This window comes from Pseudomonas sp. FW305-25 (assembly GCF_017351415.1).
Classification (GTDB): Bacteria; Pseudomonadota; Gammaproteobacteria; order Pseudomonadales; family Pseudomonadaceae; genus Aquipseudomonas; species Aquipseudomonas chlororaphis.
On sequence record NZ_JACNDE010000058.1, the window covers coordinates 1 to 13,454 of the forward strand.

12 protein-coding genes are annotated in these 13,454 nt (G+C 45.9%); all 12 read left to right on the plus strand.

Annotated features, from left to right (window positions below):
• Positions 1–497 precede the first annotated feature (497 nt).
• The 12 genes from wbpA (at position 498) to J4E58_RS30500 (ending at position 13,454) form a co-directional block, all read left to right on the plus strand.
• Positions 498–1,811, plus strand: coding sequence for a UDP-N-acetyl-D-glucosamine 6-dehydrogenase (gene wbpA / locus J4E58_RS30445; RefSeq protein WP_087092904.1), 1,314 nt, complete (start codon positions 498–500; stop codon positions 1,809–1,811).
• A gap of 82 nt (positions 1,812–1,893) precedes the next feature.
• On the plus strand, positions 1,894–2,847 hold the full coding sequence (locus J4E58_RS30450; RefSeq protein WP_087092907.1) for a Gfo/Idh/MocA family protein: 954 nt from the start codon (positions 1,894–1,896) through the stop codon (positions 2,845–2,847).
• 23 nt (positions 2,848–2,870) lie between these two features.
• Positions 2,871–3,755, plus strand: coding sequence for a hypothetical protein (locus J4E58_RS30455; RefSeq protein WP_087092909.1), 885 nt, complete (start codon positions 2,871–2,873; stop codon positions 3,753–3,755).
• The gene (locus tag J4E58_RS30460; RefSeq protein ID WP_087092911.1) at positions 3,752–4,852 is read left to right on the plus strand and encodes a DegT/DnrJ/EryC1/StrS aminotransferase family protein; all 1,101 of its coding nucleotides are present in this window, start codon (positions 3,752–3,754) and stop codon (positions 4,850–4,852) included. The genes J4E58_RS30455 and J4E58_RS30460 overlap by 4 nt, the downstream gene beginning before the upstream one ends.
• Positions 4,853–4,970: 118 nt before the next feature.
• Entirely contained in the window at positions 4,971–6,173 is a 1,203-nt protein-coding gene (locus tag J4E58_RS30465; protein ID WP_207255356.1) for a lipopolysaccharide biosynthesis protein, read from the plus strand.
• Positions 6,163–7,476 carry a hypothetical protein gene (locus tag J4E58_RS30470; RefSeq protein WP_143481942.1) on the plus strand — a complete coding sequence of 438 codons (1,314 nt, stop codon included), beginning with the start codon at positions 6,163–6,165 and terminating at the stop codon, positions 7,474–7,476. The genes J4E58_RS30465 and J4E58_RS30470 overlap by 11 nt, the downstream gene beginning before the upstream one ends.
• Complete coding sequence (locus J4E58_RS30475; protein WP_087092913.1) at positions 7,473–8,696, plus strand: glycosyltransferase; 1,224 nt, start codon at positions 7,473–7,475, stop codon at positions 8,694–8,696. Before J4E58_RS30470 ends, J4E58_RS30475 begins: the two co-directional genes overlap by 4 nt.
• On the plus strand, positions 8,693–9,835 hold the full coding sequence (locus tag J4E58_RS30480) for a glycosyltransferase family 4 protein (RefSeq protein ID WP_087092915.1): 1,143 nt from the start codon (positions 8,693–8,695) through the stop codon (positions 9,833–9,835). The genes J4E58_RS30475 and J4E58_RS30480 overlap by 4 nt, the downstream gene beginning before the upstream one ends.
• Before the next feature lie 13 nt (positions 9,836–9,848).
• Positions 9,849–10,994 carry an N-acetyl sugar amidotransferase gene (locus J4E58_RS30485; protein WP_087092917.1) on the plus strand — a complete coding sequence of 382 codons (1,146 nt, stop codon included), beginning with the start codon at positions 9,849–9,851 and terminating at the stop codon, positions 10,992–10,994.
• Positions 10,991–11,605 (plus strand): imidazole glycerol phosphate synthase subunit HisH, encoded by a 615-nt coding sequence (gene hisH / locus J4E58_RS30490; RefSeq protein ID WP_087092919.1) that lies wholly within the window; start codon positions 10,991–10,993, stop codon positions 11,603–11,605. The genes J4E58_RS30485 and hisH overlap by 4 nt, the downstream gene beginning before the upstream one ends.
• Position 11,606: 1 nt before the next feature.
• Positions 11,607–12,389: an AglZ/HisF2 family acetamidino modification protein gene (locus J4E58_RS30495; protein WP_087092921.1), complete on the plus strand. Its 783-nt coding sequence runs from the start codon at positions 11,607–11,609 to the stop codon at positions 12,387–12,389.
• 30 nt (positions 12,390–12,419) lie between these two features.
• Positions 12,420–13,454: a polysaccharide biosynthesis protein gene (locus tag J4E58_RS30500; protein WP_087092923.1), complete on the plus strand. Its 1,035-nt coding sequence runs from the start codon at positions 12,420–12,422 to the stop codon at positions 13,452–13,454.

Sequence of the window (13,454 nt, forward strand, 5' to 3'; positions counted from 1 at the left end):
CGTCGTGGATTCTGCCTTGTTGGGCTAGAGAGAGAGCTGGGGGCGGGGCTCAGGCAAGGGGCAGGATCTGGCTTGAGTCCGGCAACAGGGGGGGGCGACGATTTGCTAAGGTATTTCTGCCCTTTCATGTGGGCGTCTTCAAGTATATTCCTGCATAATGCAAGGGTTGATTGGTTGGATGTGCATCTGTCCATCTGTGATGCTCTGTCACGTATTTGAGCGGTTCGGTACCCTGAATTTTATGAGATTGCTTTCCGTGTGCGGCTGGTCTGATGGTCGTTTAGATCGTATCCGCCTGATGGAGGTCAAGCAGGTGGGCGTGGTTTGCAATAAATGAGTTCGCTCACTTAGGTGTGGCAGGGGCGGAAAGTGGGGAGAGTCATTCGTGTTGCGGCTAGGGTATGGAGAAGGAGGGTGCAATCTCTCAGGCAATAGTCGACCTACAACCAAATAAATTGTTTTTATAGATTTACCTTTCCTGAGTTGGAGTATTCCTGATGCACCTGCAGAAACAGGCCAGTGTCGCCAAGTTCAAAAGTAAAGAAGCGCTGATTGGTATTGTCGGTCTCGGCTATGTAGGCCTACCGTTGATGCTTCGTTACAACGCTATAGGCTTCCGTGTGCTGGGTATTGACATTGATAATGGCAAGGTCGTCAAGCTCAATGCAGGGGAAAGCTACATTGAGCATATTCCCTCCAGCAAAATTTTCGAAGCGCGCAAGAGTGGTTTTGAAGCAACTGTCGACTTTGCCCGTGCTGCAGAATGCGATGCTTTGATTCTCTGTGTCCCCACTCCGTTGAACAAGTATCGCGAACCGGACATGAGTTTCGTAATCAACACTACTGATGCGATCAAGCCATATCTTCGCGCCGGTCAGATTGTCTCGCTTGAAAGCACCACATATCCAGGGACTACAGAAGAAGAATTGCTTCCTCGTGTTCAGGAAGGTGGTCTGACTGTCGGTAAGGATATCTTTCTGGTGTATTCGCCAGAGCGCGAAGATCCGGGAAATCCTGATTTCGAGACGCGCACGATTCCTAAAGTCATTGGTGGGGACACTGCTGATTGCCTTGAAGTCGGCGTGGCTTTGTACGAACAGGCTATCGATAAGGTCGTGCAGGTAAGTTCAACAAAAGCCGCTGAGATGACCAAGTTGCTTGAAAATATTCATCGCGCTGTGAATATTGGTTTGGTTAATGAGATGAAAATCGTTGCTGACCGCATGGGTATCGATATCTTCGAGGTAGTGGATGCGGCAGCTACTAAGCCGTTTGGGTTCACTGCGTACTACCCCGGCCCAGGACTTGGCGGTCATTGTATTCCTATTGATCCGTTCTACCTCACCTGGAAGGCACGTGAATACGGTTTGCATACTCGGTTCATTGAGCTGTCCGGCGAGGTCAACCAGGCAATGCCAGAGTATGTGGTCTCCAAACTTGTAGATGGACTGAATGAGCATGGAAAGGCGTTGAAGGGTAGTAAGGTTTTGATCTTGGGGATTGCGTACAAGAAGAACGTTGATGATATGCGCGAATCTCCTTCGGTAGAAATCATGGAACTACTCGAAGAAAAAGGGTGCGTTGTTGCTTACAGCGATCCACACGTACCGGTTTTTCCAGTCATGAGAGAGCATCATTTCAAACTTAGCAGTGAAACGCTTAGTGCTGAAAATATTGAAAAATTTGATGCGGTAGTTCTAAGTACTGATCATGATAAGTTTGACTATGAATTGATCAAGGCTTCGGCACGTTTGATTGTTGATAGCCGTGGTAAATATCGAGCAATAGCCCCGAACATAATAAAAGCCTGATCTACTCAATTTGTAGTGATGCATCCGGCCAGAATTATTGATTTTGGTCGGAGGTTCGAACTTAAAGATGGAGCAGTTCTCTATGAAGAAATTTGCACTGATCGGCGCTGCCGGTTATATCGCACCACGTCATATGCGTGCGATTAAAGATACAGGAAACTTATTGGTTTCTGCCTATGATATCAACGATTCTGTTGGGATTATCGATAGCATTTCGCCTGATAGTGAGTTTTTTACCGAGTTTGAGCGCTTTCAAGAACATGCTTTTCGGCTGAGACGTGAATCGGCAATGGCTTTGGACTATGTTGCAATCTGCTCGCCGAATTATTTACATCATTCTCATATAGTTGCAGGTTTACGACTGGGTTGTGATGTTATTTGTGAAAAACCCTTGGTGCCAAGCTCTGAAGTTCTTGACGAGTTGGCGCTGGTTGAATTTGAAACCGGTCAGCGTGTTTATAATATTTTGCAGTTACGGCACCATCAAGCCATTCTCGATCTTAAGGAAAAAGTCGAAAAAGAAGACGGTGATGAGAAGTATGATGTGGAACTTACTTATATCACTTCTCGTGGAAAGTGGTATATGGAAAGTTGGAAGGGCGACCCTCGTAAGTCTTTTGGCGTTGCGACAAATATCGGTGTGCATTTCTATGATATGTTGCATTTTATTTTTGGAAGGTTGCAGCGAAATGATGTCCATTTTGTCAGTGAATATAAGGCGGCCGGTTACCTTGAGTACGAAAAGGCTCGAGTGCGTTGGTTTCTTTCAATTGACGCAGGCGACCTTCCGGAGTCGATAAAAGGTAAAAAAACAACTTATCGATCTATTACTGCGAACGGACAGGAAATAGAGTTTTCTGAAGGGTTTACAGATTTGCATACAAAAAGCTACCAGGAAATCTTGGCAGGCAGAGGTTATGGCATCGAAGACGCCAGGCATTGCGTGGAAACTGTAGAACATATTCGTCAGGCAGCCATTAGCATGCCAGCTGATGGTGAGGCTCATCCTTTCGTGCTAGCGCTGAGTAGTCAATAATTGCTGAACGGGGAGGTTGTTCGATGATTGACTCTGATTTAATAAAATTGGCTACTGGATTTGAATCCAACTCTCTGTGCTTTGATGGCGTCGGTGTGGCTGACTCTAAGGCGTTCGAATCAGTTCTTACCTTTATGGATGACAGCAAATATGTGTCTGTTGTTAATGCAAATGATAAGGTGAAAGCTGTTTTTGTTAGAGACGGTGAACAGTCCCTCTTGAGGGGGGATATTTGTGCATTAGTGGTTGATGACCCGAAGTGGTACTTTTTCACTCTTGTGAATTATCTCGCTCTAGTAAAGGTTAGGAGTGCTAGTGTGATCTCTGCTTTTGCAAGCATTCACGATTCGGCGACCATCGCGAGCATTGGTGTTATTGTTGAGGATGATGTGGTTATCGAGCCTGGCGTGATTGTCATGGAAGATGTCACGATTAAAAGAGGTGCTGTAATACGCGCGGGCGCTGTGCTAGGTGTTAATGGGTTTGAACACAAAAGAACCTCGAGAGGGATGCTTACAGTTGCTCATGATGGAGAGGTTATTGTTGAGGAGCGATCGGAGATCGGTCCGAATAATACTATTATCAAGGGGTTCAGTTACCGTAACACAGTGATAGGTGCCGATACTAAGCTGGATGCACTTGTCCATTATGCTCATGGTGTTCAGTCGGGTAAGCGTTGTTTGATTGCAGCTGCAGCTATGTTGGCGGGACATGTGACATTGGGCGATAACGTGTGGGTTGGGCCAAAAGCATCGATATCAAATCGTATTTCCATTGGCGATGGTGCGTTTGTGACCTTGGGGTCTGTAGTGGTCAGAGATGTTGGTGTCGGAGAAAAAGTAACCGGTAACTTTGCTGTGCCACACGCGAAGTTCATTCGAAACCTGAAGAAGAGCTTGAAAGAATGATGGAGTTTATTGATCTTAAAGCACAGCAAGTTATTTTGCGCAAAAAAATTGATGGCGCTGTCCAACGCGTTTTGGATCATGGTCAGTATATTTTAGGGCCGGAAGTTGCCGAGTTGGAAGAAAAGTTGGCTGCGTTTGTGGGCGCAAAATATTGCATCAGTGTTGCCAATGGCACCGACGCGTTGCAGATCGCTCAAATGGCTTTGGGCATTGGTCAGGGTGATGAGGTTATAACTCCGGGGTTTACCTATATTGCAACTGCAGAGACAGTCGCTTTACTAGGAGCGAAACCGGTATATGTGGATATCGATCCAAGGACGTACAACTTGGATCCTTCACAACTCGAGGCTGCAATTACTGCACGCACCAAGGCAATTATTCCCGTTTCGTTGTATGGGCAATGTGCAGACTATGACACCATTAACGCTATCGCGGCTCGTCATGGTATTCCAGTTATCGAAGATGCTGCACAGAGTTTTGGCGCAACATACAAGGGGCGTAAGTCCTGTAATTTGACAACGATAGGTTGTGCCAGCTTCTTCCCAAGTAAGCCCTTGGGTTGCTATGGCGATGGTGGTGCTCTATTTACCAATGATGCTGAGTTGGCAAAAATTATCCGGCAGGTGGCTAGGCATGGTCAGGAGCGCCGGTATCATCATATTCGAGTGGGTGTAAATAGCCGCTTAGATACTCTCCAGGCCGCAATTTTATTACCGAAGCTTGAAATATTTCAAGCTGAAGTTGAGCAGCGCCAGGCAATCGCAGAGTGTTACTCTAGTACGCTATCAGAAGTTGGTGTTCTCACATCACCTTACATTGAACCTTATAATGTTTCTGTTTTTGCCCAGTATACGATCCGGGTAGCTGATCGCTCTATCATTCAATCCAGTCTCAAGGACTCGGGTATTCCAACAGTTGTTCACTACCCGGTTCCACTTAATAAGCAACCGGCTGTGGGCGATGCTACCGTTCATTTACCAGTTGGTGATCGAGTGGCCGAAGAGGTGCTTAGTTTACCCATGCACCCTTATTTGAGTGTTGAAGACGTATCTCGGGTAGCTAACGCTTTAATGACCGCGTTGGAGTCTGTCAAGTGAGTTTGTTGGGAGCTACAGATTTCGCTTTTTTGAATTTTTTGGATTCAAGAAATTGAGCCCCAAGTTGACCTTGTCAAGGTATTGGCGCGATATAGTTCTACAGGCGTCAGGTAATAGTGTGGCTCAGGTAATAGGACTGTTGGGTATTCCTATTTTGGCTCGCCTATATCACCCGCAAGACTTTGCATTACAGGGTATATTTTTGCAAGTGGTTATGTTTTTAGCAGGAATAATGACTTGGCGATACGAGTACTTCTTTCAGCTGTTAAGTGATTCATATCAAGCAAGATTGTTATTTATCTGGATTATAAAGCTTGGGCTTTTTACCGGCACTTTGCTTACAGTTATTGCTTACCTGTTCGGTAAAGATATAGCTACCCTTTTTGGTGCGGAGGGGCTGGGAGGGTATTTGCTTCTTGCACCTCTCACTGCTTTTTCTATCTCTATAGCATTGGGTTTGCAGCATAATGTTCAGCGAGAAGGGCGATTCAAGGACTCTTCTGCTTCAGAGGTTGTTGGAAAGGTTTCTTATGTAGGTTCGGGTTTGTTGTTTTTTCCGCTTGGTGCGATAGGGCTGGTGGTGACTAGTCTTTTCAGTGCTTTGGGGAAGATCTGCTATTTGAGAAAGCGGTTGTTCGAATTGCTTTCTGTTGAAGCTTGCAAGAAAAGTGATCAGGGACACCCTCGTGCTCTTCATTCCAAGGGTGCTAATGCAATGGTGTTGTCACATGTATTCTCCACGGTCAGCGGGGCAGCTCCAATATTTTTTATATCTTATCAGTATGGAGTTCAAACGCTGGGCCAATTCACCATGGTTATGGCCACTATATTTTTACCCTCGGGCTTATTAGGTCTGGCAATAGGGCAAGTATTCTATCAGCGTGCAGCTCAAAATTTTCAAGAAGGTAAGGATATACGATTTTTGTGGTGGGAGACGGTAAGTCGATTGTTGTTGTTTGGTTTTCCGATCTATGCGGTGGCTGTGGTGTTTTCTGGTTATATATACCCTCTGGTACTGGGGGCGCAGTGGGAAAGTGCAGGGCAGTATGCAAGGGTGTTTTCTGTGGCTGCATTCTTTTCATTTATAAGTACTCCGCTGGATCGCGTTAGTCTCATACTCAGGATAAATATATACCTCCCCCTGATACATTTGTTTCGTATGGTCACGACGGGCGTTGTTATGGGGCTAGCGGTTTTTCATGAGTATTCGTTTTTTGAGTATTTGATCGGTCTCACCTGTCAAATGTCTGTTTTGTATTTTTTGGATATGGCATGTGGTAAGTTTTTCCTCAATAAGAAGCAGCAAGCCTATGAAGGTTGAACGGTTGTTATTTGTTATTTCGGTGTTGGTGTACGCATCTTCTATGCTATTTGCGTATGTTGAATGCTTGTATCCTGTTTGGGGTTATTACGGTTTTACATACGCTGAGCCTGAGATTTACGAGATTATTGTGGGCTTGGCGCTTATTATTATTACGGCATCTTTTCTGCCCTTAAAGATGAGAACGCCCGGGGCTGTGATTGTTTTGATCTTGCACTGTGTGGTGTTTGTGCCGGCGGTAGTTATTTGTCTGTTGGTCACTGAGGGTGGATTTTATCGTTACAGTTCTATTCTGTTTGCCCTTACAGGGGCATTTGTTTTACTTTCATTGGTGGCGCGTCATAAGGCGCAGGGCAATAATGTCAAGGTTTCCATATCGGTTTTTGGTAGATATTTTATTCTGCTGGGTTGGTGTCTGCTGGCGTTCGTTTTGATTTATGAATATCACGGATCGATGAATTTTGTAATGCTCGAAAATGTTTATGATCAGCGGAGTGAGACCAGCAGTGTTGGAGGGGGGATTTCTTATGTAAAAACATATTTTTCAAACGTATTTACTCCGATAGTTTTTGCTCTGGGAATTTGTACGAGAAGGCCGCTGTATTTTGCATTAGGGTTTTCGGGGTTCTTGCTGATGTACATGATTACTGCGGAGCGTACGATATTCTTGATGCCTTTCCTTATAATAGCGTTTGCTTTTATGTTGATGAAACGTAATGGTTTTGCTCGCAATTCTGCATTTGTTTACATCGGTTTGGCTGTATTTATTTTTTTTACATCTGCACTTTACTCCGAAAGTAGCATTGCTTCGCTGCTGGCTATTTATTTCTTGTTTAGAACATTGGCTCTTCCAGGGCTGTCTATTAGCTTGTATGAGAATCTTTTTGGTGGATATGGCTATACCTATTGGAGTCATGTCAAGGGAGTCGGGAGTTTTGTGGATGTACCGAAATACTTTCTATCTGATGAAGCGTGGCCTCAGCTTGGTGTTCTTGTAGGAAAGTATATATATAATACGTCTGTAAATAATTATAATGCTAACTTGTTCTCGGGAGATGGTGTTGCGGCCGCCGGAGCAGTTGGCGTTATGTGTATAGCTGTGATGTTGGCATTATGGATATATATGTTGAATAAACTCGCGGCTCGATGGGATAGTCGATTTTCTATTTTGATAACGTTGCCGTTAGCTATAGTTTTAACCAATGGACATTTTTTTACGATGTTACTTTCCTTTGGGGGGGGTATTTATTATTTTGTTTTTCAAGTTTTTCTCTGGCGCAAAAAACAGAGAGGTGTAAGGTGAGAATTCTACTAGTTGATGTTAATTATCAGCATTCAAGCACTGGAAAAATTGTTCATGATTTGAAGGTTGGGCTTCAAAAGAAAGGGCATGATGTTCTGGTTTGCTTCGGACGGGGCGTAGAAAGTGATGCTTCAGATGTAGAAAAAATTGCATCTAATGTGGAGGTGATCACACATGCCGGCTTGGCTCGGCTAACGGGGTTGGTAGGATGCTTTTCTCCTTTTGCAACTAGAAAACTTATTGAAATGGTGGAGGATTTTTCCCCAGATGTTGTTCATTTACACGAGCTGCATGGTTACTACGTAAATATCATTGACTTTGTAGGCTACTTGAAGGCAAGGCGTATAAAAGTTGTGTGGACTTTTCATTGTGAGTTCATGTACACAGGACGCTGCGGGTATGCGAATGATTGTGAACGTTGGAAAACGACCTGCCATAACTGTCCTCAGTTAAGAGAGTACCCTAAGAGTTTGATTTTTGATTTTTCTAAGAAAATGCAAGATGAAAAAAAAGAGCTTTTTGTAGGGTTCGATAATATCGCCATTGTTACCCCTTCTGCTTGGTTGGCTGACAGGGTTTCGCAATCTTTTTTAAAAGAGAAGCGTGTTGAAGTTATCTATAATGGTATCGATACGGAGCTATTTTGCATAAAAGATTATGGATTTTTGAAAGTACGACATGGCTTGAAGGACGAAGTGGTGTTATTGGCGGTAGCTCCTGACCTCATGTCCGAGAGAAAAGGCGGGCGCTGGCTTGTTGAGCTGGCGAGTTTCTTTGTGGGGCAGCCAGTCAAATTTATCTTGATTGGTGTTAGCGATCTTACTCAATCTTTTGGGGAGAATGTAATAGCGCTTCCCCTGTTGACGGACCAGGCCGAGTTAGCTGCCTATTACTCGATGGCTGCTTTGACGTTATTGCCAAGTAAGAAAGAAACCTTTTCTCTTGTCACTGTTGAAAGTCTGGCATGCGGAACTCCAGTTTTAGGGTTTGATTCGGGAGCTCCAGTTGAGGTCGCACCCGAAGGGTATGGCCATTTTGTTGAATATGCTGATATGGCTGCTCTTAAAAAATCTCTTTCTGAGTTTTTGGACGGTTCTTATTCATTTCGTAATGCTCAGGAGTGTGTAAAGTTTTCGTCGAGCCGATACAGTAAGGAAAAAATGTTTGAGTCATATCTGACGCTCTATGCCGATGAGTATATTGTCGAGGAAGCAGTATGATAGTTTTGCATGTTTGCTTGGCTTCGCATTATACCGAAGGCATGACATACCAAGATAATTTGCTACCCTTACAAAGTGCACTGGATGGTCATAAGGTCGTCGTGGTAAGTGACTGCTTTGAATATAAAAGTGGAGAGTTGGTGCCTACGGAGGAAGAGGATCGTATTCTTGATAGCGGTATTCGTTTGGTGCGAATGAAGTATGTCCGGATTTTGAACAGCTTTTTATCATCTAAAGTTCGTAAAGTCAGTGGGTTGTACATGTTCATCGAAAGTGTTCGCCCTGATGTAATACTGTTCCATGGCGTGGCCGGTTGGGAGATGTTGACAGTCGCAAAGTATAAAAAAAATACTTCAGGCGTGCGATTATATATAGATAGTCATGAAGATTTTCATAACTCTGGGAAAAATTGGGTTTCTCGATTTTTTCAGTATCGTATATTTAATCGATTGATAGTTTGGTGTGTCAAACCATTTGTTGATAAATTTCTTTATCTTTCTTACGAGTCGAGTCATTTTTTGCAGGCAATGTACGGTCTGCGAGAGCCTGAGCTTGAGTTTTACCCGTTGGGTGGTCAGGTCATTACCTATGAGGAGAAAAAAAAATTCTCCAAGGAAATCAGAGAGAGGCACCTTCTTTCTGAGGAAGATATAATAATTGTCCACTCCGGAAAGTTAGAACCCGGCAAGCGAACAGAGCATATTATTCATGCTTTTTCGTCTGTTGCAGCAGACCGCTTGAAGCTTTTGATCGTTGGCTCGATCCCTTCCGACCAGTTGGCAACACTGCGTCCGTTGATTGATGCGGATCCGCGGATAGTCTTCGCGGGGTGGAAACCTGCTGAAGAGCTCATAAAGTATTTGAGCTCAGCTAATCTCTATTTTCAGCCGGGCACACAATCGGCAACCATGCAAAATGCGATTTGCTGTGGTGCACCGGTGGCGCTTTATCCTTACCCAAGTCACGAGCCTTATGTGAAGGGAAACGGTTTTTGGGTAAAGGAAACTGCTGATTTTATAACGGTTTTTGAGCGGATAGCAGCTAACCCAGCATTGCTGAATGATATGAGTGAGTGCTCTTTCGAGCTTGCCCGATCCTTGTTGGATTATAAAATTCTTGCAGCACGCCTGTATATTTAAGGTGTGATTCTTGATGGAAGGGAAAATTATGTATCAAATTTGTTCCAGTTGCATCATGGATACCAGTGATCCTCACATTAAATTTGATGATTCAGGTGTGTGTGAGTACTGCAATAACTACCAGACTAGTATTTTGCCTAACTGGCACACGGATCAGCGCGGAGAAGCCGAATTGATGGCTTTGGCCGAGAAGATCAAAACTCATGGTCATGGTAAGGATTTCGATTGCATCATTGGTCTGAGCGGGGGGTTGGACAGCTCCTATGCGGCCTATGTCGCCAAGGTAAAGATGGGCCTGCGGCCGTTACTCTTTCACGTTGATGCCGGTTGGAACACTGATCAGGCTGTGGGCAATATCGAAAAGCTAGTCGATGGGCTGGGACTTGATTTGTACACGGATGTGATCAACTGGGAGGAGATGAAGGATCTGCAAGTGTCTTTTCTCCGCTCGCAGATCGCTGACCAGGACCTGCCACAGGATGCGGCTTTTTTCTCGGGTCTTTATAAATTTGCGCGTGAGCACCGAATCAAGTATGTGCTGACCGGGGCGAATTTTTCTACGGAATGTTGTCGTGAGCCCGAAGAGTGGGGCGGTTATCCTGGAGTCGATAAAACTCTATTCAAAGACATTCACGGACGTTTCGGCAAGCGCAAGCTCAATAGCTTCCCGTTAACCGATATTTTAATCTACAAGATTTTGTATCAACGGATCCTGGGTATGCAGATTGTCAAACCTCTAAATCTCGTTCCTTACATCAAAAAGGATGCCGAGGCGACCCTGGAGCAGCTATATGGTTGGAAGAAATTCCAGCACAAACACCATGAGTCTCGTTTTACCCGCTTTTACGAAGACTATTGGATGCCTCGTAAATTTGGTTACGAGAAGCGACGAGCTCACTTCTCCAGCTTGATCATGACAGGTCAGCTGACTCGCGAAGATGCCTTGGAGAGAATTTCCAGGTCCGAACTGGATGAACAGTTTCTCAAGGGCGAGTTTGAGTATGTGGCGAACAAGCTTGATCTTTCCGTGGAGCAGCTCCAGGAAATTTTCGACGGTGAAAATAAAACCTACCGTGACTACCGCAACAAGCGCTTCCTCATTGGTGTCGGTTCGCGTGTAATGAGCGCCCTGGGATTGGAGAGAAGGCTGTTCAGATGATCACTATCATCGATTACGGATTAGGTAATATTCAGGCATTTGTCAATGTCTACAAGCGCCTGAATATCTCAGTGACGATTGCAAAGCAGCCAGCGGACCTTGAAGGTGCGACGCGGTTGATCCTCCCCGGCGTTGGTGCTTTCGATCATGCGATGGAGCGTCTCGACGCTTCGGGCATGCGTTCGACTCTTGAAAGGTTGGTGCGAGAGCAAGGTGTTCCGGTTCTTGGGATTTGTGTTGGAATGCAGATACTTGCGTCTGCCAGTGATGAAGGTCTGCTGCCGGGGCTTGGCTGGGTCAAGGGCCGAGTGAAGGCATTTGCGGATGTACCCGAGCTCAAGGGAATTCCTTTGCCGCATATGGGCTGGAACGATGTACGACCTTGGCCGGATGTACCGCTTTTTAAAGGCCTGGAAGAGGATGCAAGATTCTACTTTCTGCACTCTTTCTTTTTTGATTGTGAAGGGGGGGCAGGTAGTATTGCCTCTGCGTCCTATGGTCAGGACTTTGTCTGTGCTGTCGCCGAAGGTAATGTGTTTGGCGTGCAGTTCCATCCCGAAAAGAGCCATCACTTTGGGGCGGCCCTTTTGAAAAACTTCGCGGAACTTTGAGATGCTCAGGCCGAGAATCATTCCATGCTTGTTGATTCAGGATGGCGGGCTGGTGAAAACCGTCCGCTTCAAGGACCCCAAGTACGTAGGGGACCCGATCAATGCAGTGAAAATCTTTAATGAAAAAGAGGCCGATGAGCTGATTGTGTTGGACATTGACGCCTCGGTAAAAGGCGTTGAGCCCAATTACAAGCAAATCGCCAATCTGGCTGCTGAATGCCGCATGCCTCTTTGCTACGGTGGTGGTATCCGCACGGCTGAGCAGGCTAAAAAAATCATCAGCCTGGGGGTAGAAAAAGTCGCGATCAGCTCTGCAGCGCTAGATGACCCGATGCTGATTACCAGGATTGCCGAAGAGATCGGCCGCCAGAGTGTCGTTGTGGTCCTTGATCACAAGCCGCGCATGCTTAGCAAAAGTCAGGATGTCTGGACCCATAACGGCACGCGTAATACCAAGCGCGGTGTTCTGGAAGTCGCGCTAGAACTGCAGCAGTTGGGTGCCGGTGAGGTTGTTATCAACGCCATCGAAAATGACGGGCGGATGAAGGGGTATGATCTCACCCTGGCTGCAAAGCTTCGGGAAACGGTCAATATACCGATTACTGTTCTAGGCGGTGGCGGTTCTCTTGAAGACATGCACAGCGTCGTCGCCAAATGCGGCGTGGTCGGTGTGGCTGCTGGTAGCTTCTTCGTTTTCAAAGGCCCTTATAGAGCTGTTCTCATCAGTTATCCGAGCGATCAGCAGAAGGCTGATGTCGTCTACTCAGCCTTGCAATCGAGCTGATACTAGCTTGCATCAGATTCAGGACTCATTATGTTCAGTGGAAAAAAACTTCTCATTTCTGGCGGCACGGGTTCCTTTGGCAACGCGGTACTCAAGCGCTTTCTTGATACGGATATTGCTGAAATTCGGATATTCAGCCGTGACGAGAAAAAGCAAGATGACATGCGCAAGCGCTATGTCAACAGCAAGCTGAAATTCTATATCGGTGACGTACGAGATTATCAGAGCATCCTCAACGCGACCCGGGGGGTGGACTATATCTTTCACGCGGCGGCATTAAAGCAGGTTCCCTCTTGCGAGTTCCATCCGATGGAAGCAGTGAAGACGAATGTCATCGGCACCGATAATGTTCTCGAAGCAGCCATTCAGAATGGGGTTCGGCGGGTCGTCTGCCTGAGCACCGATAAGGCGGTTTATCCCATTAATGCAATGGGGATTTCAAAAGCTATGATGGAGAAAGTCATGGTCGCGAAGTCCCGTAATGTCGATGATACGAAAACAGTTATCTGTGGCACTCGTTATGGAAACGTCATGGCTTCCCGTGGCTCGGTGATTCCATTGTTCATTGAGCAGATCCGGGCGGGAATACCGCTGTCGATCACCGATCCGAACATGACGCGTTTTATGATGACCCTGGCCGATGCTGTTGATCTGGTATTGCATGCGTTCGAGCATGGCAACAACGGCGATCTGTTTGTTCAGAAGGCCCCGGCGGCAACTGTAGAGACGCTTGCACAAGCCTTAACCCAGCTGGTCGGGAAGCCTGAGCATCCGATTCAGATTATTGGTACTCGGCACGGTGAGAAATTGTATGAAGCCCTGTTGAGTCGCGAAGAAATGGCTTGCACTGAGGACATGGGGGAGTACTTCCGTGTTCCACCTGATCTTCGAGACCTGAATTACAGCAAATTTGTCGAGCAAGGTGAGGAAAAAATCTCCCGGATGGAAGATTATAATTCCCATAACACCGAACGTCTTGATGTCGTGGGCATGCAAAAATTGTTACTTAAGCTGGATTTTATCCGAGCTATCCAGCGTGGCGAACATGCTACGCCAGAGGAGTGA